The organism is Paenibacillus intestini (assembly GCF_030803945.1).
Taxonomy (GTDB): domain Bacteria; phylum Bacillota; class Bacilli; order Paenibacillales; family Paenibacillaceae; genus Paenibacillus; species Paenibacillus polysaccharolyticus.
Genome location: NZ_JAURUN010000001.1, coordinates 80,870 through 103,210 on the forward strand (window position 1 = coordinate 80,870; position 22,341 = coordinate 103,210).

General features: G+C 46.1%; 18 protein-coding genes and 1 other annotated feature. Of the genes, 10 read left to right on the top strand and 8 right to left on the bottom strand.

The window, feature by feature from the left end; all coding sequences use genetic code 11:
• Positions 1 to 2 precede the first annotated feature (2 nt).
• The 7 genes from J2T16_RS00445 to J2T16_RS00475 form a co-directional block, all read right to left on the bottom strand.
• A complete protein-coding gene (locus J2T16_RS00445; RefSeq protein ID WP_336120219.1) occupies positions 3 to 656 on the bottom strand; it encodes a methylthioribulose 1-phosphate dehydratase in 654 nt (217 codons plus the stop codon).
• A gap of 2 nt (positions 657 to 658) precedes the next feature.
• The gene (locus J2T16_RS00450) at positions 659 to 1,336 is read right to left on the bottom strand and encodes a 2-hydroxy-3-keto-5-methylthiopentenyl-1-phosphate phosphatase (RefSeq protein ID WP_154890591.1); all 678 of its coding nucleotides are present in this window, start codon (positions 1,334 to 1,336) and stop codon (positions 659 to 661) included.
• A complete protein-coding gene (locus J2T16_RS00455) occupies positions 1,333 to 2,556 on the bottom strand; it encodes a 2,3-diketo-5-methylthiopentyl-1-phosphate enolase (protein ID WP_336120218.1) in 1,224 nt (407 codons plus the stop codon). The genes J2T16_RS00450 and J2T16_RS00455 overlap by 4 nt, the downstream gene beginning before the upstream one ends.
• Positions 2,549 to 3,415: a pyrroline-5-carboxylate reductase gene (gene proC / locus J2T16_RS00460; RefSeq protein ID WP_336120217.1), complete on the bottom strand. Its 867-nt coding sequence runs from the start codon at positions 3,413 to 3,415 to the stop codon at positions 2,549 to 2,551. Before proC ends, J2T16_RS00455 begins: the two co-directional genes overlap by 8 nt.
• 37 nt (positions 3,416 to 3,452) lie before the next feature.
• Positions 3,453 to 4,700 (bottom strand): glutamate-5-semialdehyde dehydrogenase, encoded by a 1,248-nt coding sequence (locus J2T16_RS00465; protein ID WP_154957555.1) that lies wholly within the window; start codon positions 4,698 to 4,700, stop codon positions 3,453 to 3,455.
• A 25-nt stretch (positions 4,701 to 4,725) separates the two neighbouring features.
• The gene (proB, locus tag J2T16_RS00470) at positions 4,726 to 5,829 is read right to left on the bottom strand and encodes a glutamate 5-kinase (protein ID WP_090917119.1); all 1,104 of its coding nucleotides are present in this window, start codon (positions 5,827 to 5,829) and stop codon (positions 4,726 to 4,728) included.
• 82 nt (positions 5,830 to 5,911) lie between these two features.
• Positions 5,912 to 6,131, bottom strand: a binding site (T-box leader).
• A gap of 74 nt (positions 6,132 to 6,205) precedes the next feature.
• On the bottom strand, positions 6,206 to 7,414 hold the full coding sequence (locus J2T16_RS00475) for a pyridoxal phosphate-dependent aminotransferase (protein WP_499017437.1): 1,209 nt from the start codon (positions 7,412 to 7,414) through the stop codon (positions 6,206 to 6,208).
• A gap of 242 nt (positions 7,415 to 7,656) precedes the next feature.
• Here J2T16_RS00475 and J2T16_RS00480 point away from each other — a divergent pair, with 242 nt between their 5' ends.
• The 4 genes from J2T16_RS00480 (at position 7,657) to J2T16_RS00495 (ending at position 11,682) form a co-directional block, all read left to right on the top strand.
• Complete coding sequence (locus J2T16_RS00480) at positions 7,657 to 8,685, top strand: ABC transporter substrate-binding protein (RefSeq protein WP_336120213.1); 1,029 nt, start codon at positions 7,657 to 7,659, stop codon at positions 8,683 to 8,685.
• Positions 8,686 to 8,899: 214 nt separating this feature from the next.
• Entirely contained in the window at positions 8,900 to 10,525 is a 1,626-nt protein-coding gene (locus tag J2T16_RS00485) for an ABC transporter substrate-binding protein (protein ID WP_336120212.1), read from the top strand.
• 68 nt (positions 10,526 to 10,593) lie between these two features.
• A complete protein-coding gene (locus J2T16_RS00490; RefSeq protein ID WP_221788217.1) occupies positions 10,594 to 11,409 on the top strand; it encodes a carbon-nitrogen family hydrolase in 816 nt (271 codons plus the stop codon).
• A 90-nt stretch (positions 11,410 to 11,499) separates the two neighbouring features.
• Positions 11,500 to 11,682 (top strand): hypothetical protein, encoded by a 183-nt coding sequence (locus J2T16_RS00495; RefSeq protein WP_090917106.1) that lies wholly within the window; start codon positions 11,500 to 11,502, stop codon positions 11,680 to 11,682.
• Between the two features lie 385 nt (positions 11,683 to 12,067).
• Here the strand turns inward: J2T16_RS00495 and J2T16_RS00500 are convergent, their stop codons facing one another.
• A complete protein-coding gene (locus J2T16_RS00500; RefSeq protein ID WP_090917104.1) occupies positions 12,068 to 12,988 on the bottom strand; it encodes a LysR family transcriptional regulator in 921 nt (306 codons plus the stop codon).
• A 369-nt stretch (positions 12,989 to 13,357) separates the two neighbouring features.
• Between J2T16_RS00500 and leuC the strand changes: the two genes are divergently transcribed.
• The 6 genes from leuC to J2T16_RS00530 all read left to right on the top strand — a co-directional run bounded on the left by leuC (position 13,358) and on the right by J2T16_RS00530 (position 22,263).
• A complete protein-coding gene (gene leuC / locus J2T16_RS00505) occupies positions 13,358 to 14,779 on the top strand; it encodes a 3-isopropylmalate dehydratase large subunit (RefSeq protein ID WP_221788280.1) in 1,422 nt (473 codons plus the stop codon).
• 31 nt (positions 14,780 to 14,810) lie between these two features.
• Positions 14,811 to 15,413, top strand: coding sequence for a 3-isopropylmalate dehydratase small subunit (leuD, locus tag J2T16_RS00510; protein WP_090917100.1), 603 nt, complete (start codon positions 14,811 to 14,813; stop codon positions 15,411 to 15,413).
• 234 nt (positions 15,414 to 15,647) lie between these two features.
• Positions 15,648 to 17,054, top strand: coding sequence for an N-acetylmuramoyl-L-alanine amidase family protein (locus J2T16_RS00515; RefSeq protein WP_154957549.1), 1,407 nt, complete (start codon positions 15,648 to 15,650; stop codon positions 17,052 to 17,054).
• A gap of 259 nt (positions 17,055 to 17,313) precedes the next feature.
• Positions 17,314 to 18,723 carry an N-acetylmuramoyl-L-alanine amidase family protein gene (locus J2T16_RS00520; RefSeq protein WP_090917096.1) on the top strand — a complete coding sequence of 470 codons (1,410 nt, stop codon included), beginning with the start codon at positions 17,314 to 17,316 and terminating at the stop codon, positions 18,721 to 18,723.
• Between the two features lie 34 nt (positions 18,724 to 18,757).
• Positions 18,758 to 19,453: a GerMN domain-containing protein gene (locus tag J2T16_RS00525; protein ID WP_154983645.1), complete on the top strand. Its 696-nt coding sequence runs from the start codon at positions 18,758 to 18,760 to the stop codon at positions 19,451 to 19,453.
• A 71-nt stretch (positions 19,454 to 19,524) separates the two neighbouring features.
• The gene (locus J2T16_RS00530; RefSeq protein ID WP_499017443.1) at positions 19,525 to 22,263 is read left to right on the top strand and encodes an S-layer homology domain-containing protein; all 2,739 of its coding nucleotides are present in this window, start codon (positions 19,525 to 19,527) and stop codon (positions 22,261 to 22,263) included.
• The last annotated feature ends 78 nt before the right edge of the window (positions 22,264 to 22,341 follow it).

Consider the following 22,341-nt stretch of genomic DNA (forward strand, 5'->3'; position numbering starts at 1 on the left):
ATCTATTTTTGTGCGCCTTTCAGCAAAAGCTGACGGTACATCACTTCGAACAAAAATTCAAAAGCTTCCAGATGACGTTTCGCCTCAAAAGCATCCTTACCCCACGCATAAATCCCGTGGTTACGCAGCAGAATTCCAGGAACATTAGCGTCTAGTGCACCCGGTACCAATTCAGCGATGGAAGGAATATGTGCGAAGTTGGGCAGAACAGGAACACGAATGGCTGCATTTTCTTCCCAAATGTTAAAGGCTTTGATCAATTCAATACCTTGAATCGGCACATGACCATCTTCACCGAAAAATTCGCTGATGAGGTTGTTAAACACCGTATGCACATGGAATACCGCGCCACAACCGGTTAAACGATAGATTTCACAGTGAATCAACGTTTCGGCGCTCGGCTTCAACGTAGTCGCTTCGATCGCTTTGCCTTCCTTATCAACAAAAAGGAAATCTTCCGGCGTACGCAGGGACTTGTCTTTGCCTGAGGCCGTCACCGCAAAATAAAATTGTTCCGGGTCGAATTCACCTACCCGCATCGACAGGTTGCCACTTGTGCCGGGAAACCAGTTCCGGCTTGCAAATAAAGCTTTGACATCCGCCAGTTCCTCCAGAACCTGACGTTTGTGTTCCAGTGTAATCTTTTCAAAAGCCATCTTTACAGCACTCCTTGTAATTGCTTCTGCTTCATATCTTCGATGATGTCATAAAAGGTCGTAAAAGGCACATGATCTACACCAAGTTCCACACATTTATCCGTCAGAATGGAGCGGGAGTAGACCAGATCAGCGATTTTAGCTCCTTCGAAATCTGTTAGACTGTCTCCGATCAGAATCCGGTTATACTGTTCTTCCGGAAACGTACGAATTACGGTCGTTTTACACATCCCGCAACCGTTGTTGCAAGGGGGCTGACAGGGATGCGGCCATTCAATGCGAATGTGTTCACCGGAGAAATCTGCACCGTTACAGTATACATGATCCTGCGGAATGTCGAAGGGGGCGAGTAAGGGCTCAATGAAGAAGTCCATGCCACCGCTGGTCACATTAAATTCGATGTCCTCACTGCGAACATACTCCAGAAATGCTTGGAATCCTTCACGAATGCCTGCTTGTCCAAGAACAAATTCAACAATTTCATCTTTTTGCGAGGAAGGCAGGAGAGCAAACATGGCTCCCACCCCTTCGCGAAGAGATATTTTTTGTTCAATCGTGTCTTTCATGATGGCATCGATACCTTCTGGTTTGAAGTGTTTCATAATGGCGACAATGTTGTCTGAGAGCGTAATGGTTCCATCAAAATCACAGAAAATTGCTGTTTTCTTATCTGATCTCATCGTTCTCCACCCCACAGATCAAGTGCGCTTTTCAGCTCGGGGTGCTCGGAAGCATACTCGGCCAGTGGAATGGAGCGCCCAGCGGCTTCAATGGCTTGCAAGAACGCACGTCCACCTGCTTCGGTTCCCATGGGATGTCCGTGAATTCCTCCGCCGGCATTGACGATCACATCCTTGCCGAAGTCTCTCAGAATCATCGGAACAAGTCCTGGATGAATTCCTGCTGAAGGCACGGGCATACTCGTTCTTACAGGTAGATCAGATGTGAGCAATTGCTCAGTGATCGCCATATTTTCTTCCTTCGGCATCGTAACCGAACCGTAAGGTGAAGGGAAGAGCACGAGATCAGCACCGGCGAGACGCATCAACTGTCCCAATACAACAGACGCAGAAATACCGTAATGCGGTGATGGATACAAAGCACCGGCAAGTGCCGGGTGAGCCATGATTGGCACGTTAATGTCAGGATCACTGCTTAGTTCATGCAACACATCATAACCATAGGAGAGCACATTGAAGAGTAACGCATTCGCACCTGCACTGATCGCACGTTCAGCTTGTTGTTTCAAACGGGAGGTAGGTCCCGTCAAATTGGTGGCGTACAGAAGTTTTTTGCCTGTTTCTTGGCGAGCCTGTTCGGCAGCCTTCATGCAGACCTCAACTCTTTTTTCAATCGGTGTAAGCTTGTTCTCAAACAGGATTTCATCGTCTTTGATCAGATCAACGCCCCCAAGAGCCTGACGGATAAACTGCTCCCGCAGTTCTTCGGCATTCAGTCCAATAACCGATTTGAAAATACTCATCAGCAAAGGACGATCATGAACTCCAAGCAGATCCCGCACACCGCTCAGTCCAAACTTCGGTCCCGGGAAAGCGCGCAAGAAGTTATCTGAAAATCCGAGATGATTCAGCTTGATACGTCCGTCCATCGAGATTTTGCCAAAAACGGTGACAAGCAAAGCTGGGATATCTTGACTAAAGTTAATATCCGGGTATCCAATGGTGATATCTGCATAACGTTCTCCAGGTGCTAATCCTTCCGCTTCGTGTACCTCGACCTTGATCACTTCACCCAGATGTTTTTGCATGGCTTCCCGCTGCGCCTGAGGTAGCTCCGTCCAACTGCCCACGGTCATACCTATGGCAATCGAATGAGCTTTTTTGTGAAAATCGGCATGATCATCATGCAGACGATATGTGGCAGTACACATGTTATTCATGTTTTAAATCTCCTTCCAACGCAGCTCCCATCTCGCGAGAACGTTCTGCACAGCGGCTCACGGCCGCAATGACATTTTCAAAGAAGTCTCCTTCATCCAACGTTTTCAGAGCTGCCTGTGTTGCACCTCCAGGCGAGGTTACATCACTGCGCAGTTTCATCGGTTCCATGCCCGTCTGTTGCACCATGCGCGCTGCACCAAGCACCGTCTGAACGGTTAGATCACGAGACTGTTGACCAGACAATCCGCCGCGGATTCCGGCTGCAATCATGGCTTCCATTAGGTAGTATACATAAGCAGGTCCGCTGCCGGAAATACCCGTAAGCACTTCGAGTTTGTCTTCTGGCACAATCGTTACGATGCCTACAGCTTCGAAAAGGGACATGACTGTACTACGCTGTTCATCGGTAATCTCCGCAGAGAAAGCAAGTCCAGTGGCACCAAGTCCAATGGAGCTGGAGGTGTTAGGCATCGTTCTTGCAATCGGCTGTTTACGGCCAAGCAGGCTCTGCATCGTACGGATCGATAGTCCAGCTATAACGGATACGATTAGCTGGTTTGGAGACAACAGGGGTCCCAGTTCACGAAGCGCCGCCGCGGCATCTTTGGGTTTCATACACAGCACAATCACAGGGGAAGAGGAAAGGATATCCATTGATTTTGAGGCTGTTCCGGTATGCACGGCATAACGGGTGCTCAGTTCCTCCTGACGTTTCAAGTTGCTGCGATTCAGCATCGTAATATCCTGAGGACGAACGACAAGGCGGGAAATGAGCCCACGCACGATGGCTTCAGCCATCGCACCTGCTCCGTGGAAAGTAATCTTTTGTTGTAGTAGTGTCTGTTGCTCTTGGCTCATGTATATCGTTCCTCCTATATAACTGGTTGCTCAAAAATTATTGACGAATCTGACCATTGCCTGTAATCCGGTATTTACTTGACGTCAGTGCAGGTAGCCCCATTGGGCCCCGTGCATGCAACTTCTGTGTACTGATTCCAATCTCGGCACCGTATCCGAATTCGAATCCATCGGTGAAACGAGTGGAAGCATTATGATAGACAGCCGCCGCATCAACTTCTTGCATAAACCGTTCTGCATGCGCGGCATCACGGGTCACAATGCATTCGGAATGCTTCGTTCCATAGTGTGCAATATGCTGCAGGGCTTCATCCAGATTTTCTACAACGCGGATGTTCAAAATATAATCGTTATACTCGGTTGCGTAATCTTCCTCTGTGGCCTGGGCAGCTGTCGGAACAAGGCGACGCACCGTTTCACAACCTTTTAGAACGACACTTGCTTCACGGAAGCGCTCAGCCAGAGTTGGGAGATGCTTTTCTGCATAGTTCGCATGTAGTAGCAAGGTTTCCATAGAGTTACATACCGATGGGCGCTGTGCTTTGGCATTGATAGCAATATCGGTTGCCATGGCTTCGTCCGCTGATTCATCCACATAGGTATGACAGATGCCAGCACCCGTCTCAATGACCGGTACGGTTGCGTTCGCTACGACAGTGCGAATTAGTGAAGCACCACCACGTGGGATGATAACGTCCAGCAGTCCGTTCAGCTTGAGCATTTCGTCAACGGAAGCACGGTCTGCGTCTTCTACCAACTGAAGTGCATCTGCAGGCATTGCCGTAGTTGCCAGAGCTTGATGTAGCACCTCAACAATTTTTCGATTGGAGGAGAGCGCAGAAGAGCCACCGCGCAGAAGTACAGCATTGCCTGTTTTGAGACAAAGGCCTGCAGCGTCAACCGTCACGTTAGGACGAGCTTCATAAATAATGCCAATCAGGCCAATCGGAACTCTTGATTTTTCGATGTGCAGGCCATTCGGACGTGTAAAAGTTTCCAGCACTTCGCCCACAGGATCGGGTAATTCCGCGATCTGACGTAAACCTTCAGCGATGCCTGTGATACGCTCTTTATTCAGTGCCAGACGATCCAGCATGGATTCAGGAGTGCCTTGTTCTCTGCCGCGATCCAGATCTTCCACATTTGCAGTAATGATGGCATCCGCCGAAGCAATTAAGGCGTCAGCCATAGTGCGCAGTGCGGCGTTCTTCTGTTCCGTACTCAGCCGATTTAATTCGGTGACGACAGCTTTGGCTTTACTTGCTTTTTCTCTAACTTCACTCATCTTAAATCCTCCTCTAGTTCAGCTATTATTTCAAGGTAATCCATTCATCGCGATGAATCACTTCAAGTCTATGGATGCTGTTCAGCTGTTTCATGACCTCGCCGCTTGGCAGTCCCGCGATCTGACGAAGCTGATCATCATCGTAATTGACGATGCCACGTCCGAGTAGCGACTCATCGGGGCCAAGTACTTCGACCACATCGCCCGCATGGAATGTGCCCAGAACTCGCTTTACGCCTACGGGAAGCAGACTGTGCCCACCGTGAACGAGCGCTTCCTCAGCACCATGATCAACAACAACTGTCCCAAGGGGAGTGGACATGAAGCCAAGCCACTGTTTTTTGCGAGAGAGTGAAGCCAGCTTGGTCTCAAAATAAGTTCCTTTTCCGATTCCATCCAAAGCGAGTTGCATGTCCCCAGGTTCTTTCACACTGCCTACAAAAACAGGAACACCTCCGCGTGTGGCGACTTTGGCGGCATCCACCTTGGAGCGCATACCGCCTGTGCCTACAGCTGATCCCGAACCGCCGGCATATGCATATATCTCGGCTGTAATTTCAGGTATACGGTCGTATCGCTTCGCGGTAGGATCTTTACGTGGATCAGCGGTGTACAACCCATTCGTGTCTGTAACGATGATCAGATGCTGTGCCTTGACCAGATTGGCAACCAGCGCAGATAACAGATCGTTATCACCGAATTTCAATTCGTCGACAGATACGGTATCATTTTCGTTGAAAATCGGAATGACCCCTTGCTTGAGCAGTTCCTCTACGGTCATACCCGCATTTCCCATGCGTTTACGGCTGTGGAAGTCGGTACGCGTCAGTAAGATTTGCGCTGTAGTAACGCGGTGCGCCGCAAAAGCCTGTTGATATGCCTGCATCAGCAAAGCCTGCCCAACCGCCGCAGCCGCTTGTTTCTCATGTAGTTGTTTGGGACGCTGAGGGTACCCGATCTCCCGGAATCCGGCAGCAACGGCACCAGAAGTGACGAGCAGAACTTCGTGGCCTTGAGCAACAAGCGAGGCCATTTCATCTGCGAAAAAGGATATCGCCTGGCGATCCAATCCGCCTTCTTCAGTGGTTAATGAGCTGCTTCCGATTTTAACGACAATACGTGAAGTCATGATTTCACTTCCTTAAACATAATTAATCAGTGATTGCGAAGCAGTCTGCTTAGGTACAAAAAAAACTCCCGTCCTTTGGTTAAAAAAGGACGAAAGTTCGTTACTTCCGCGGTACCACCTTTATTGATGATCATGATCAGATCATCCGGCTCATGCCCTGTAACAGAAGGCACTGTCCTGTACACAACAGGCCGCTCAGGGGTAGGTTTCGGAGAGAAGCCGCGGTAAATTCTTGCAGCCAGATGGAATTTACTCTCTGTGCGCAACTGATTCTCTCTTACTGGTCCCGTCATCACGTTTCGTTTGCTATTTCTTATAACATACCATGGAAAGTTGGCATATGCAAAGAGATTGTAGCCATGTGTTCAGCTTTCACTTATTTGAAAAGATGAAGCTTCCCAATTCGCTCCGCCGCTTCACGCAGTCGTTGCTCATCACTCAGAAGACCTATGCGTACATAACCTTCTCCGTGGGAGCCAAAACCGATACCAGGCGCGACAGCAACCTTCGCTTCTCGTAGCAGAATTTCAGCCAAACCAGAGGAGGTATATCCTTCCGGCACAGGCAACCATCCAAAGAATGAACCTTCCGGCTTGGACGCTTGCCAACCGATCGCGGAAAGAGCCTCGTAAAATGCATCACGACGAGATTCATATCGTCTGACCAGTGAAGTGACACAGTCCTGCGGGCCTGTCAGAGCTTCCGCAGCGGCAGCTTGGATACCGCCAAACAAGCTGACATAGATATGATCCTGTAGCAGATTGATTTTAGAGATGATCTCCGCATTCCCCAGTGCAAACCCGACACGCCATCCTGCCATATTATATGTTTTGGAGAGGGTGTAGAACTCGATGCCTACCTCTTTGGCTCCTGGAGCTTGCAAGAAACTGACAGGACGACGCCCGTCATATCCAATTGCACCATAAGCAAAATCACTGGCAACGACAATCTGATTCTGAATCGCAAATTCAACAGTGTCCTCGTAAAAGGATAGCGGAGCGGTGGCCGAGGTTGGGTTGTTGGGATAGTTCAGGAACATAAGCTTGGCCTTCTGCCGATCATCAGCGGAGATTGCTTCATAATCGGGTAGAAATGCATTGGATTTCAATAGAGGCATAAAGCTCATACGCGCCTGCGCGAGAGCAACGCCTGACCAATAGTCAGGATACCCTGGATCGGGAACGAGACATACATCCCCGGGATTCAATAAGACTTGAGGTAATTGAACCAGTCCGGTTTTGCCACCAAATAGAATAGCGACCTCGGTCTCGGGATCAAGATCAACGTTGTAATCTTCTTTGTAACGTTTGGCAACGGCTTCCTTCAGGAAGGCATACCCGCGAAACGGAGAATATTTATGATAAAAGGGATTTTCAGCCGATTGCTGTAAAGATTGAACAATACGCGGTGGAGTAGGGGTGTCAGGATTACCTTGCCCCAGATTAATGACATCATGACCGCTCGCAATCTCGCGGTTCACATTTTGAACAAGGGTCGCAAAAAATTGCGTTGGCAACTGTGACATGACATTTGCAGAGGGGATTGGAAAGGCTGAAAGAGAAGATCTATGTTCTGAATTCGTCATCGTATATATCACTCCATGATGTTCATATATGGCAAAACGTTCTCATTAATTTATCACGTCAATCCCGAGCTGTATAGAGGGAGATAGATGTGAGGAAGAACATTTTTGTACAAAAGGGAAAAGCAAAATTCAAGTTTATCCATTGAGATCAAAAAATCCATGAGTTAAGATATTTTACGATAATGATAATCAATATCATTTGAAAAAATTTGAGAGCACATCAAACAGGGGGAAAAATAGAGATGCAAAGCAAGTTCCATAACAAGTTCCGAAATACGGCCCTTTTATTGACAGTCACAGCGTTGTCTGTACTTTTATTCGCATGTTCAAACGAGGTATCGACATCTGCACCAGCTTCAGAGAATCCAGGTAATGTATCGGTTAATCAGGCAAGTGGAGACACAGAAACCGGAAAACAAACTTCTGCAGATGAGGATAACGTCGGACAGACAAGACAGTTCAAAGATTGGACAGGTCATACCGTGACTGTGCCTGTTACTCCTCAACGTGTAATCTATCATGGCGAAGTTACAGGGGATCTGGTCGCACTGGGCGTTATCCCGGTGGGCATACTTCGGCAGGAAGGCATGGTGTTTGACGAGCAGGTCGCGGATTCGGAAGATGTGGGATTTCCGTTTAGTGTAGAGAGGGCCGTTGGACTGAGCCCGGATCTGATTATTTTTTCGAATAGTGATGAAGCACAGTATGATCAGATCTCAAAAGTCGCACCTACAGTAACCTTTGATTCATTCGCAACATTGGAGGAGCGCATGCGAACGTTAGGCGATCTGTTAAACAAAAAACAGGAGGCAGAGGACTGGATTACAGCGCATCAAACTGCAACAGAGCAAATGTGGAAAAAGCTTCGTGATCATGGCCTAAAAGAAGGAGAGACAGCATCGGTGTTTACGATGTATCCGGGGAATCGTCTTTTTGTGATGGCTGGAGCCGGGTTACCTCAGTTGTTATATGGCAAGAATGGGATGGAACCAACACCTGAAATCCAGAAGTTATTGAATGAGGGAATGGGATTTGCGGAGATTTCTACGGAAAAAATGACAGAAATTGCTGGTGATCGGATATTTATCCTTGAACCAGTAACGGAAGATGCCAAGCAGTCCACCAAGGAATTGATGGACAGCGCAGTATGGAAAAACCTGCCCGCCGTTAAAGCTGGCAAGGTGTATCATTTTGATATTGTCAAAGCTTCGGGTGATGCGATGTCCAGAGAATGGTTATTGAAGGAGCTGCCTGAGCAGATGATTCAATGATGAAGTTCAAGGGAATCCGACAATCGAATCACCACCAAATGAAATCTTAAAATTCCCAAAAGCGATCAACTTTGGTTGAGCGCTTTTTTGATACGAATTATCTGTAAGGAGCTCATTACAAAATGATCTAGATATAAGATTAGTACTAGACTATAATGAGCCCATAGAGTTTTTAATGATAATAATTCTCAGTAATGCTAGGAGATAAATGAACATGAAAACGTTGGATGTGAATCAAGATAAGTTATTTTTTTCGACATTCATGTTTCGGCTGGAGCATCTGGAGCGACGAATAGAACGATCTAATCAAATCATGCTGGAGGTACAGTGTGATAAACATACATTTTTAATCTGTGAAGAAGGAGAAGGGCACTTGTACATCGGCCAGGAATACTGGCCTTTTACTGCGGGTTGTATCTATCCGATTTCCCCGGGCGAGGCATACCAGCTGGAACACAGGAATTCAAACCATTTGACTTATACGGTTATGGCATATGATGCTTTTCAGGTTTTGTCCGGCCATCTCAAGTGGTATTCACCGCCTTTATTTCAGCAACGCGCTCAGTTCAACGATGCTACATATGAGTCTGTGAGCAGAGTGTTAGTCGAATTGTTTGCATCCCGGAATTATAAAAATGATGCGGAGTATTGCAATCTAAATGTGGGGTTTCAGCGATGGATGGAACGGATCATAACTCGTTATACCACAAAAGGTACTGATACAAATTCGGAGTCCAGGTTAACCCGGACTATTCAGTATATTGATGAGTGTTACAGAGATGAAATCACGGTCCATAAGCTTGCGAATATGGCTGATGTTCGTCCTAAACTATACACGACAATGTTCAAGCAACGTACTGGTCAGAAACCGCTTGATTACATCAATCATGTTCGAATTCAGCATGCCAAAGATTGGTTACGCAAGACAGATGAGCCTTTACGTGATATCGCGAGCCGTGTCGGATTCAAAGATGAATATTATTTTAACAGACGTTTTCGCCAGATTACCGGACTATCTCCTCGTCAGTATGATAGATCTATTCAACAGCAGACCTTGGTTCAGGATTGGTTAGGACACGATGTACGTATTCCCGCTAATCCAGAGCGAGTGATCTATTATGGAGATACTGCGGGAGATTTGCGAGTATTAGATATCCATTTAATTGAGGATGAGGAGTATAATGCAGGCACTCCGATCAATGTTGAAAAGACGATTCGTTTGAAGCCGGATCTGATCATTATAGACAGTGAAGATGAGCATCAGTATGAGCAATTAACGCGCATTGCGCCTACGCTGGCTTACAATTCGCATGCGCCTCTTCATGAACGTTTGACGAGAGTAGGGGACTGGTTTGGCAGGCAGAAACAAGCCGAGCGATGGCTGAGTTCGTATGAAGAACGTACATTGCAGATGTGGGAGAAGATTAACAAAATAATTCATCTGGGAGAAACAGCCTCAGTACTCACATACCACCGGGGAGCTCGCTTGTTTGTGATGGGAAATATCGGACTTGCGCCATTATTATATCACCCATTTGGTTTCAGGCCTGTTCATAAGGTGCAGGAAGCTCTTGCAGCAGGCAGAGCATACAAAGAGATTTCGGCTGATACGGTTCAAGAATATGCTGGAGATCATCTGTTCCTCATGCTACCTCAGGAGCCAGATGCACGGCAGGCGACAGAGAAACTGATACAGAGTCCAGAGTGGAGAGCTCTTACGGCTGTAAGACAAGGGCGTGTGTATCCTTTGGAGGAACTGGCCTGGAATTCAGGTGATGCACAGATATGTGACCAGTTGCTGGAGAGGTTACCTGAACTGTTAGGTAGTCATCTGAGCTAATACGGTTGCGAATTTTCTAGGGATCAAGCTATGATATCAAGTATTACAGTTCGGAGGAGTGTTGGGTCATGACTGAACAAGGGGAAATGCGGGTTGTTTTGATTCAAGGGGATATTAAACTGGGAGATCCGGAAGCTAACCATCAACATATGCAGAGGTTGCTTGAACGCGCAGTGGAGCAATATCCGGATGCAAAGCTGGCCGTGCTTCCCGAAATGTGGAACACCGGATATGCTTTGCCGCAAATTCACGAGCTTGCTGACCCGGAAGGGAAGACGTCAAGAGAATGGCTGTCTGCTTTTGCGAGAAAACATCAAATCTCCATCGTAGGCGGTTCGATTGCCGAGAAGCGTGACGGACAGATCTACAATACGATGTATGCCTATAATGAGGAAGGAACAGAAGTATCACGGTATGATAAACTTCATTTGTTTCGTCTGATGGATGAAGAAAAATACTTGGAGCCGGGTGCACAGCCTGAAATGTTTGAACTCGGCAACGGTCTGACGGCGGGGGCATCGATCTGTTATGATATTCGGTTTCCAGAATTAGCTCGAACCCTCGCTCTGAATGGTGCACGTGCATTAATTGTGCCTGCTGAATGGCCTAATCCTCGTCTGCATCACTGGCGCACATTATTGACTGCTCGGGCTATCGAGAACCAGATGTATGTTATTGCGTGTAACCGCGTCGGCAAAGGGGGAGACACTGAATTTTTTGGACACTCCTTGATCATCGACCCTTGGGGAGAGATCGTAGCTGAAGGCGGTGAAGGCGAAGAGATTGTATCTGGAGTCATCCGCCCTGGTTTGGTTGACGAAGTCCGTGGACGTATCCCGGTGTTTGAGGATCGCAGACCAAGCATTTATTTTAGCGGGAAATAGTTTTTCTCTAAAAAAAATGGCATATGCTGTTTATCGCTCCAGGAGGCGGGTAATTATAACTATCCCGTCACCAAGGAGGATGATCAATCAATGGATAACCATGTGAAAGATACGCTCAGGAGACTGGAACAAGGCAACAGAAGGGTAGATCACTTGAGAGCATTCTTAGAGAATGGGACAGGAGGCTTGTCACCCCCTGAGAATTCGCAGGAAGAAGGCCGTGCCATGGATCAACAGAACAGGCTGACAAGTGATCGTAATCTGCGAAGGTAAAGGATAGAATCATGCTTGCGCAGAATAACTGAAGGTTATGTATTAAGATGATGTGAGACATGCTAGATAAGCTATGATATATATGCAATTATTTGAGACAAGACAAGTTAAATGGTATGACAGTGACAGTGAAATGAAGGTTGATGCGTGAATAGCGAGTGCTTACTTGCCATAATTTTATGTATTAACAAGCAACATTGTGCTGTAACAAAAGATGCTACATTGTTTGTGGGTCAGTTGTTCAGCTGGTCTGTAAACGAAAAAAGCTGTCCCGTAGTCATTAGACTATGTGGACGGCTTTTTTGGTAAGAGCTTATAAGTGTTCTCGTCAACTTGTGATTACACAATGCAAATCATAAATCCACTAACTTGTTACAGCATCGGTTTAATCTGTTTTGGAAAGCTCGGCAACGGTTTGTCGAAAAGTCTGTATAAAAGCTTCGGCTGCCTTGGATAGGACGCGCCCTTGACGATAAGCGACGACAAGTGTACGACTTGGCGTTGGATCGGCAAGTGGGACATATACAGGCACGAACTCACTGCGGGGTGCACGGGCGATAAAACGGGGAACCAGAGTGATGCCCATGCCTGTTGCCACCAGAGATTGCAATGTTTCAATGTTGGTGCTCTCAAAAACCACCTGCGGGTCAAAACCGGCCTGTTCGCAGAGATCAAACGTCAGCTTGCGGAAGCCCTGTCCTTTTTTTAATACAACAAAGGGTTCATCCCGAAGCTCATCAATCCGCACAGGCTGCAGATGGCCCGGGGTTCCCCGATGAGCCAAAGGGTGGTTCGGCGGTACAGCCAAATCTATACGTTCCTCGCCAATCTTGACATAAGACAAACTGGACTCCTGCAAAGGTAGAGAGAGCAGGCTGAGGTCAGCTTTGCCGCTGGCTGTTAACTTTTCGAGTGTAATCCCGGAATCTTCTAATAAAGTTACTTCGATGTCGGGGTACGCTTGCTGAAAGGCTGGGAGCACATGCGGAAGCAGATGAGAACCGGTAATCGGCATACTGCCTACAACAACCTTTCCTTTGCGAAGCTGCGAGATATCCGACATTTCCTGACGCAACAGCTCCATGGCATCCACAATCTTTTGGGCCTGTTCAACAAAAGTAACTCCCGCGTGTGTCAGCTCAACAGTGCTGGTATTCCGCTGAAAAAGCAATACGCCAAGTTCCTTCTCCAGCTTGGACAGTTGCTGACTGAGTGAAGGCTGGGCAATATGTAATTTTTCTGCGGCTCTTGAGAAGTTCCGTTCAGCAGCAATCTGTAGTGTATATTGAAGTTGTCTGAATTCCATAATGATACGTCATTCCTTTCATTGATGCCGTTATTATAACATTAATGAGCACGGGTTCGTTATTCTTATCAGGGAAGCATGGCCCGGACAAGAATTCAAAAAGAGAAATTAAAGCATTGACAGGGCCAAGACATGCACGTAGTATAAGTTATACATGATAATGATAATTGTTATCAATTAAAACCTCTGTATTCTACAGTGGTTTATTGCTGTTTGTCTTATTATAGGTTAAACCTATCACATCTATAGATATTATATCTTGGAACAATGAAGGACGGGGTGATATATTTAGGTCATTCAAGAGCTTCACTTTTAGACAAAGATGCACGAAGCTCTTCCAAGGACCGAACTTATGATGAGGTGAAAATGATGAGTAAAAAAACGATGTTTGAGAAAATTTGGGAAAATCACGTAATTCATCAGGAAGAAGGAAAACCAAGCATTCTGTATATTGACCTTCATCTTGTGCACGAAGTAACATCTCCGCAAGCATTTGAAGGACTTCGTCTGAGCGGGCGTAAAGTTCGCCGTCCAGAGCTGACATTTGCAACGATGGATCACAACGTGCCAACGAAGGATCGTTTCAACATTACAGATCCGATCTCCAAACAGCAAATTGACACACTGTCTCAGAACTGCCGTGATTTCGGCGTGAAGTTGTACGATCTGGACACGATTGACCAAGGTGTAGTACACGTTATGGGACCTGAGCTGGGCCTGACTCATCCAGGTAAAACGATTGTATGCGGCGACAGCCACACATCTACTCACGGGGCATTTGGTGCACTTGCATTTGGTATCGGAACAAGTGAAGTGGAACACGTTATGGCAACACAATGTTTGCAGCAAGCAAAAGCAAAAACGATGGAAGTTCGTTTTGTCGGCAAACGTAACCCGGGTGTTACGGCGAAAGACATGATCCTTGCGGTCATTGCCAAGTACGGCACAGACTTTGCAACAGGTTATGTTATCGAGTATACAGGGGAATCCATCCGTGAACTGAGCATGGAAGAGCGTATGACTGTATGTAACATGTCCATTGAAGGTGGAGCAAGAGCAGGACTGATCGCTCCGGATGAAACAACGTTTGAATATCTGCGTGGACGCGAGTATGTTCCTACAGGTGCTAAGTTTGATGAAGCTGTTGCAGCATGGAAAGAGCTTGTGACGGATGAAGGTGCTGAGTTTGACCATGTCGTTGAAATTGATGTGGAATCACTGATCCCACAAGTAACCTGGGGTACTAGCCCAGGCATGGGAACCGATATTTCTTCCAAAGTTCCTGTACCAGCAGAACTGCCTACAGAAAATGAGCGTAAAGCGGCTGAAAAAGCGCTTGAATATATGGGACTTACACCTGGAACACCGATTGCAGAGATTCCGATTGATTATGTATTTATCGGTTCTTGTACGAATGGACGGATTGAAGATCTGCGTGCAGCGGCAAAAGTGGCCCAAGGTCACACCGTTTCCAGTAATGTAACTGCTATTGTTGTACCAGGCTCCGGACGTGTTAAAATCCAGGCGGAAGAAGAAGGTTTGGACAAAATTTTCACTGAAGCTGGTTTTGAATGGCGTGACGCAGGATGCAGTATGTGCCTTGCGATGAATCCGGACGTACTGAAGCCGGGACAACGTTGTGCATCTACTTCCAACCGTAACTTTGAAGGGCGTCAAGGACGCGGAGGACGGACGCATCTGGTGTCACCAGCAATGGCGGCAGCGGCAGCGGTTAAAGGTCATTTTGTAGACGTACGTGACTGGAATTTCAAAACAGAAGCAGCGATCTAAGCGATAATCGCCAGAAGGGAGAACGGAACATATGGAAGCATTTCAAACACTGCAAGGCATCGTGGCACCGGTAGACCGGGTCAATGTAGATACAGACGCAATTATCCCGAAACAATTTTTGAAGCGGATTGAACGCACCGGATTTGGACAGTTTTTGTTCTACGAATGGCGTTTTGATGAAGAGGGAAACAACAATCCTTCCTTCGAAATGAACAAGCCTCGTTATGAAGGAGCATCAATTCTAATTTCTCGTGCTAATTTTGGTTGCGGGTCTTCCCGTGAGCATGCACCATGGGCAATTATGGATTATGGATTCCGTTGTGTCATTGCACCATCTTTTGCGGATATCTTCTATAACAACTGTTTCAAAAATGGAATTTTGCCGATTAAACTGTCCGAAGAGCAGGTAGAAGACTTGTTCCAGCGTACAGCAAAGCATGAAAATTATGAGATGAATGTGAATCTGGAAAATAAAACGATTACAGACGCACACGGATTGCATATCGATTTTGATCTGGACGAACACCGTCGTCAATTCCTGTTGCAAGGACTGGATGACATCGGTCTGACACTTCAACATGATGATGCGATTACTGCCTATGAAGAGCGCCATGCGGCTAAACTTTTTGGCTGAATAGAGTGATTAAACACCAAGCCTCCATCTGGACAAGGAATGTTCACGTTCCTTTGCTCAAGATGGAGGCTTCTTTAATTTGTTATTTTCCGACTAAATATGACAACGTTGTAACCGGATCACTAGACATTATCTGATAGACTGGATAGTAGATTATGGAAGGGTACATAGCGTAATACAGGTAGTGAATCAGGCCTCAAATCTACATAACTTAACTAGAATGGTGGATGACGAATGAAGAAATGGTCGGCAGCAGTCATTTTTTTTCTGTTCCTTTGTCTTTTCCCAGTGATGGCTCATGCAGACCGTGCGCCTTCGATCGTGCTTGATGGAGTCACCATTGACCAAAAAGTAGGAGCACCCGCAGAGAATATTGGGAAAACGGTCATGGTTCCGATTCGGATTGTATCCGAAAACCTGGGTTATGACGTGAAATGGGAACAGGCAACGCAAACGGTGCACGTTCAGCGAGGCAAAAGCTCCATCGAGATGACGGCTGGCAAAGATGCAGCTACGATTAATGGAAATGTCGTCAATCTGGATGCACCTCCCTTGATTAAACAGGGTACAACACTAGTACCTTTGCGTTTTGTAGGTGAGGGCATGGGACTACAGGTAGGATGGGACAATGGTACTAAAACGGTTAGCCTGTTTAGTATTCCACCTGTAGTAGATACGGAGCCTGACAGTGATCCGGTGGTGACTCCTGCCCCGGTTGGTTTGACGGAACTGCAAAGCATAAGTTACAGCGGAGACCGTTTAATCGTTGCGACAAATGGAAACATCAGCCCTAAAGTGTCTAGTATTAGCGGGCCTGAGCGGATTATTGTAGATCTGCCGAATACAACCTTTTCACAGACATTTGTACAGGGACAGGCTTCGAATCCGGACGGAAGTGGGCAAATCGATGTCATGGACTCATCTCTTGTTTCTAAAGTCCGATTTGCCATGTTCAGCCAGTCGCCATCGACGGTGCGAGTGGTTTTGGATCTAAATCAAAGTACAACAGCAAACTGGTCACTTGGAGAGAATAACGTGTTGCTCGTTGATCTCTCAGCTACGAATGGAACATCGGGTAGTCAGCCAGCCTTACCGGAGAATAACGGTAAAACAGTGATTGTTATTGACCCTGGACATGGTGGACGTCAGTCTGGCGCAGTCAGTGTATCAGGTGCTTACGAAAAAGATTTTAATCTAGCGGTAGGACTTAAAGTGAAGGCGCTTCTGGAACAGCATGCCAACATTCAGACCGTGATTACACGTCAGGATGATACAGAACTTTCCTTACAACAACGTGTGGATATAGCGAAGCTGAACCAGGCGAATCTGTTTGTGTCCATTCATGGAAACAAATTCACAACTCCGGTTCCAAACGGGATAGAAACATTGTACACACGAAAAGAAAGTAAAAGTTTAGCGGAAATCCTTCACAAGCACGTATTACCTGTTACAGGACTTAAAGATCGCGGCGTAAAAGTGGCGAGTCTGCACGTGACTCGGGAAACATCGATGCCGGCTGTACTCCTTGAATTGGGTTTTTTGAGCAATCCAACCGATGAAGCTCTGATGCTTACAGAGTCATATCAGGATCAGTGTGCTCAAGCGATTGTCGACGGAATTTTAGATTATTTGAGTTTGTAGAATGGGATTTTTCGTAAATATGCAGAGTAGGGAAGTCCGTTGTTTCAAGATGCATAATTGATAAATTAGGAAAAAATAAGACATTAAAATGTAAAAAAAGCTTGATCTGACAACGTTTTTTTTCTGTTATGTTGGAATATATTCGCAACTTTTGAGATTGGGAGACGTCTAATAGGTGTCTGGTAATGCCCAAGTGCGCAGTGAAAGTTGCAAGCCTACAACATGCGGCAAAAAAATATGAGATTGGTAGGGGTGAAGGATGAAGAAGTTCGGTTTTTTGGTACTGTTATTTGTCTTTGGGCTCGTTTTCCCGGGCTATAGTCATGCAGCAGCAGACACGAAAATTATCCTAGACGGGAATGAGATCGTACAGCCTTCGGATGCGAAAGCGGATAACATCAATGGTAAGGTGATGGTCCCGATTCGTACGGTTTCCGAAAGTTTGGGATACTCTGTCGATTGGAAACAACAGTCGCAAACGGTGACGATTAGCAAAGACAACACTGCCATGCAGATGATTGTTGGACAGAAGACGGCAACAGTGAACGGCAGTAACGTAGACCTGGATGCCCCGCCCCTCGTAAAAAATGGTACGACTTTAGTACCACTCCGTTTCATCGGAGAGCAAATGGGTCTTAAGGTGGGTTGGAACAACACCACGAAGACGGTAACATTAGTTACCCAGAATGCAGGTTCCGGAAACGGGACAACCACTCCCCCGAACTCTGGTAACGATGGCGGAGGATCGAGTCAGGAAGGTCTTGTACAAGTGAACGGCATTAGCTTTAGCGACAACCGTTTCATGATTGCTACAAGTGGAAGCACAAAGCCGAACGTATTTACGATGAACGGCCCGGATCGAATTGTAATTGATCTGCCAAATACGGCTTTTGCGGATTCGTTTAGTCAAGGTCAGGCGCTGGATAGCAATCAAAATGGTCAACTCGTTGTTAACGGTTATCCAGATGTGTCTCAAATTCGTTATTCCTTATATAGCAACAGTCCTTCTACCATTCGGTTTGTTATTGATCTGACAGGCGCCAAAGGGTACAGTGTGCAGAACGATTCAGGATTGCTCATCATTGATCTAAACAATCAAGGTAGCACACCTGCTCCGCCCGTTGGTGGGAATGGCAAGAAAGTTGTAGTCATCGATGCGGGGCACGGAGATCAAGACCCTGGAGCGATTGGTGTTACAGGCAAAAGAGAAAAAGATTTCAATCTTGCCATGGCATTAAAAGTGGAGGCACTTCTGAAAAAAGAGCCTCAGATCGATGTCGTATTAACACGTAGTGATGATACATTTCTCGCACTGAAAGAACGTGTGAAGGTTGCACAGAACATAAATGCAGATATCTTCATCTCCATTCATGCGAATAGCGGCCCTGTCGCGGCAACGGGGGTAGAAACTTTTTATTCCCGCTCGGTTAGTAAGGAACTGGCTAATATTATGCACAAGTATCTCGTGAAGTCTTCCGGTTTAAAAGACCGGGGAGTAAAAATGGCCAGTCTCCACGTAACCCGTGAAACAACGATGCCTGCGGTGCTGTTAGAGGGAGGATTCCTTAGCAACAAGAGTGATGAAGCTGTATTGTTTACGGAAAATTTCCAGAACAATGTAGCCAAAGGTATTGTTGCTGGGATCAAGGAGTATTTGGGAATTCAATAAGGGACAACCCTTATGCTGAGGAGGATGAGTTAGAATGAACAAAAAAATATGGATCGCAGCTTTGCTGGTAACGGTTATGGCCGTAGCTGCTGGATGTGGTAGTAAACCGACAGCTGCTCCAAACCAGACACAAGGTGCGGGATCAGAGACACAAACAGGGAACGGCGCTACAGAAGTGGACGGTCAGGTCATTACCGACCCTACGACGGCTGGTTCCGAGGATAACACAACACCATCTAACTCAGCGAACGGAAGCTCGGAGGGAACAACGTCTTCTGGTGGAGCTTCTTCTGGTGAAGTATCTACGGACAAACCTTCAACATCCGATAGCAAGGAGAAGAAGTCTATCGAAGTGTTTTATACCGATCCGGAGGAGCTGGAACTTCACAAAGCGTCAGCCGAAATTACGTTTGCATCGGAAGATGACAAATATAAAGAGGCTTTTGCTTCTTTGCAGCAAAGCAAAGATGAGAAGCTCGTTCCGCTATGGTCCAAGGATATTGAGCTGAAATCAGTTCAATTCAAGGATGGAGCACTGACACTGGATATTCATATGCCGGATACGGCACGTCTTGGTGCTGGTGGTGAATCGTTTGCCATCGATGCGTTGAAACAAACGTTCTTCCAGTTCGATGAGGTAAAATCACTTGATCTGCTGGTAGATGGTAAATCAACTGAAAGTTTGATGGGACATGTGGATCTTGAACATCCAATGACAAGATCCAATTAAGTTTTGCTTCAAGTGCGTTACCGTAGACTCACGGATTGAGGTCGTTTTTATATGAGAGAGGGGAATCATAGGTGACTTTTAAATATAACCATCCATCACACTCTAAAAAAGTAGTATCAGCCGTGCTTGCAGGCATGATGGCCCTTAGCGCGGGTGGAGCTGCTATGGCAGCAGACACAACAGAAACGGGACAGGGCCAAAATGCGGCAGTACAAAGTACGGCTGCACCAACAGGTTTGTTTAGTGATATCAAGGCTGGATACTGGGCTGAGAAACATGTATACAAGCTGGCGTATCAAGGTATTCTTCTCGGCAATAACGGCCTGTTTCGTCCAGGGGACGCGGTAACGCAACAAGAAGCGATAACGATGGCCATCCGTTTTATGAATACGGAATCGCAGTTGAACACGAGCACGGCTGCGGCATTACCGACAAATATGCAAGTAGGAAACTACTTTAAGCCATATGTTGCGCTTGCACTTCAATTGGGACTCGTGGATAAAACGGAAGAAGCATCATCTGATGTCTCCAAAACAACATGGGGACAAAAGCCGGCAACTCGTGAATGGATTACTAAACTATTAATCCGCTCGTTGAACAAAGATGCTGAAGCGAAAGCACAGAATAATCAGTCCACTGGATTTGCTGACAACGCAAATATTTCAGACAGTGCGAAAGGGTATGTAAATCTGGCTGTTAGTTTGGATCTGGCCAAAGGTTTGGAAAACAACAAGTTCAATCCGACAGGCTCTGTAACTCGTGCTCAGCTTGCGACATTTTTTAGTCGTGGTGAATCGTTGACGGATACGAAGTATCCGAATACTTCTACGGGTTATGTTACCGGATTGAAAGACGGGCAGATCACGCTACTAGTTGACGGTAAAACGGTTAACTATGCAGTGAACAGCAATACCCCGTACTTTACCAAAGATAGTGAAACACGCGCATCTGCATCGGATGTGAAACTATATACGAAAGTTCTTATCGTTGGTTCGGCAGGTGCAGCTTCCTATGTGGAGGTTGTTGATGCCAAGCAACAAATGGAGAGCGTAGAAGGTACGTTTGCGCGTGCATTGTCCGGGAACAAAATCGGTCTCTTTGTAGGCGAAAACTATGAAACATATACTTATGATGAGAATACTGCATTCATGGATCAGAACGGAAAAGCAATTAAATTGTCTGATATTACAGTGGACAGCATCATTGAAGTACAGCGCGAGACGTTCTCTGCTGACAAAAAAACAGTGGTGATCCGGGTTAAATCCGGTATTGTTAACAAGAGTGACAGCGGTGTAGTTGCGGAAGTGGTTACTTCCGGAAAAACGATCAAGCTCGTGAATGCTGCGGGGGCAACAGAGCAGTATACGTATACAGATAATCTAATTATTCGTTATCAAAACCGCATTTTGTCTTTGGCTGATTTGAAGGCAGGCAGCACTGTGAAATACACTGTCAAAGACAGTGTTCTGCAGACAATTGAGCTGAATCAGGGCGTAGAACAATCCGTTCGTGGAACATTAGTTGAGATCGGCGGCAACCAATCCACATTGATGTATAAACGTGATGGAGGTTCACTTGAAGCAAAATTGCTGAGCGAGAAACCGGAAGTGATTATTAATGGTATTCAAGATGCAACGCTGAATGACCTGATTACAGATGCGAACAATGGTGACAAGGTTGAATTAACATTAAACAGTGATGACCAGGTAACTCGCATTCAGGTGATTGGCCGGCAAATGGAGCCTCTGAACGGGGCTACAGTTGTATCCTATAACAGTAAGACCAAAGTGCTTACTGTACTGGATGCAAATAAAAAACCTTATGTATTCACACTGGATGAAAAAACAAAAATGGACTATAACACAGTCAAACCGACACTGGCAGGTCTGGAGTCCTTGCTCAATGACGGACGCAAACTGGATCTGACTTATGTGGGAACTCGTGCATTGTCTGTGAAGGTAATTTACAAATACGAAGGCACAATTAGTAATATTGATACAACAAACCGAAAAATCAGCTTGTTATCTGGCAACCAGACGATTACAGTTCCTTATACGACAGCAGCAGCGGTTGAAATGTATAACAAATCAACGGCTAGTCTGTCTGATTTGAAGGTAGGGGATAATGTTGCGGTTACCCTTGGAACAAATCAGGATGTAGCGCAGAAGATTGCATTGAAAACAGTTGCTCAATTCGAAGTGGTCTCCATGGAATCCAACGGTCGTGTTCGGGTAAAATCAGATCTGCTTACAAGTCAGTTTTATGTGGATCAAGCGGTATTGACTGGCGAAAGTGGTCAATCCATTACACCTTCCCAGTTGACTGCAGGCAATTTGATTAATGTAACGTTTGAAGGAGTTACACCGAAGGCTGTTCAAGTGGTTAAACGTACGCTGGCTGAGGTTACTGCAGTGGATGCAACTTCGGTTACATTGAAACAGTTTAATGGTGCGACAGATAAAGTATCTGTGAGTGGACCTGTTAAAGTTGTTAAAGCCGGTTCGACATTAACATCTTTGACTAACCTCACGGTTGGCGACCGTGTGGAAATGACTAAAGATACAGATAATTCCACACGTTTCAGAGTGCTTACTGTCATGAGTAAACAGTTCTGGTCTTATGATGGAGTGGGTAACCAGATTTTGGTTAAACGCGAAACAACATCAGACATGAACTACCGTTTTGCACTGGGATCTAATGTATTTGTTCACCAGGGTGACAATACTTTAAGCGTGCAATCTCTCAGAGATAATGATAATATTGTATTGTATCTCCTGAACAACGTCGTGATGGAGATTCAAAAACAGTAATCGTTTCTTTTTCGAGGATCAAAAGAATGACCGTCTTGATACGGGATCTTTCCCGCATCAAGACGTTTTTTTTGCAAG

Coding starts and splice junctions, on each gene's coding strand:
- J2T16_RS00445 (WP_336120219.1), bottom strand. CDS start 656: ATGGCTTTTGAAAAGATTACACTGGAACACAAACGTCAGGTTCTGGAG.
- J2T16_RS00450 (WP_154890591.1), bottom strand. CDS start 1,336: ATGAGATCAGATAAGAAAACAGCAATTTTCTGTGATTTTGATGGAACC.
- J2T16_RS00455 (WP_336120218.1), bottom strand. CDS start 2,556: ATGAATAACATGTGTACTGCCACATATCGTCTGCATGATGATCATGCC.
- proC (WP_336120217.1), bottom strand. CDS start 3,415: ATGAGCCAAGAGCAACAGACACTACTACAACAAAAGATTACTTTCCAC.
- J2T16_RS00465 (WP_154957555.1), bottom strand. CDS start 4,700: ATGAGTGAAGTTAGAGAAAAAGCAAGTAAAGCCAAAGCTGTCGTCACC.
- proB (WP_090917119.1), bottom strand. CDS start 5,829: ATGACTTCACGTATTGTCGTTAAAATCGGAAGCAGCTCATTAACCACT.
- J2T16_RS00475 (WP_499017437.1), bottom strand. CDS start 7,414: ATGACGAATTCAGAACATAGATCTTCTCTTTCAGCCTTTCCAATCCCC.
- J2T16_RS00480 (WP_336120213.1), top strand. CDS start 7,657: ATGCAAAGCAAGTTCCATAACAAGTTCCGAAATACGGCCCTTTTATTG.
- J2T16_RS00485 (WP_336120212.1), top strand. CDS start 8,900: ATGAAAACGTTGGATGTGAATCAAGATAAGTTATTTTTTTCGACATTC.
- J2T16_RS00490 (WP_221788217.1), top strand. CDS start 10,594: ATGACTGAACAAGGGGAAATGCGGGTTGTTTTGATTCAAGGGGATATT.
- J2T16_RS00495 (WP_090917106.1), top strand. CDS start 11,500: ATGGATAACCATGTGAAAGATACGCTCAGGAGACTGGAACAAGGCAAC.
- J2T16_RS00500 (WP_090917104.1), bottom strand. CDS start 12,988: ATGGAATTCAGACAACTTCAATATACACTACAGATTGCTGCTGAACGG.
- leuC (WP_221788280.1), top strand. CDS start 13,358: ATGAGTAAAAAAACGATGTTTGAGAAAATTTGGGAAAATCACGTAATT.
- leuD (WP_090917100.1), top strand. CDS start 14,811: ATGGAAGCATTTCAAACACTGCAAGGCATCGTGGCACCGGTAGACCGG.
- J2T16_RS00515 (WP_154957549.1), top strand. CDS start 15,648: ATGAAGAAATGGTCGGCAGCAGTCATTTTTTTTCTGTTCCTTTGTCTT.
- J2T16_RS00520 (WP_090917096.1), top strand. CDS start 17,314: ATGAAGAAGTTCGGTTTTTTGGTACTGTTATTTGTCTTTGGGCTCGTT.
- J2T16_RS00525 (WP_154983645.1), top strand. CDS start 18,758: ATGAACAAAAAAATATGGATCGCAGCTTTGCTGGTAACGGTTATGGCC.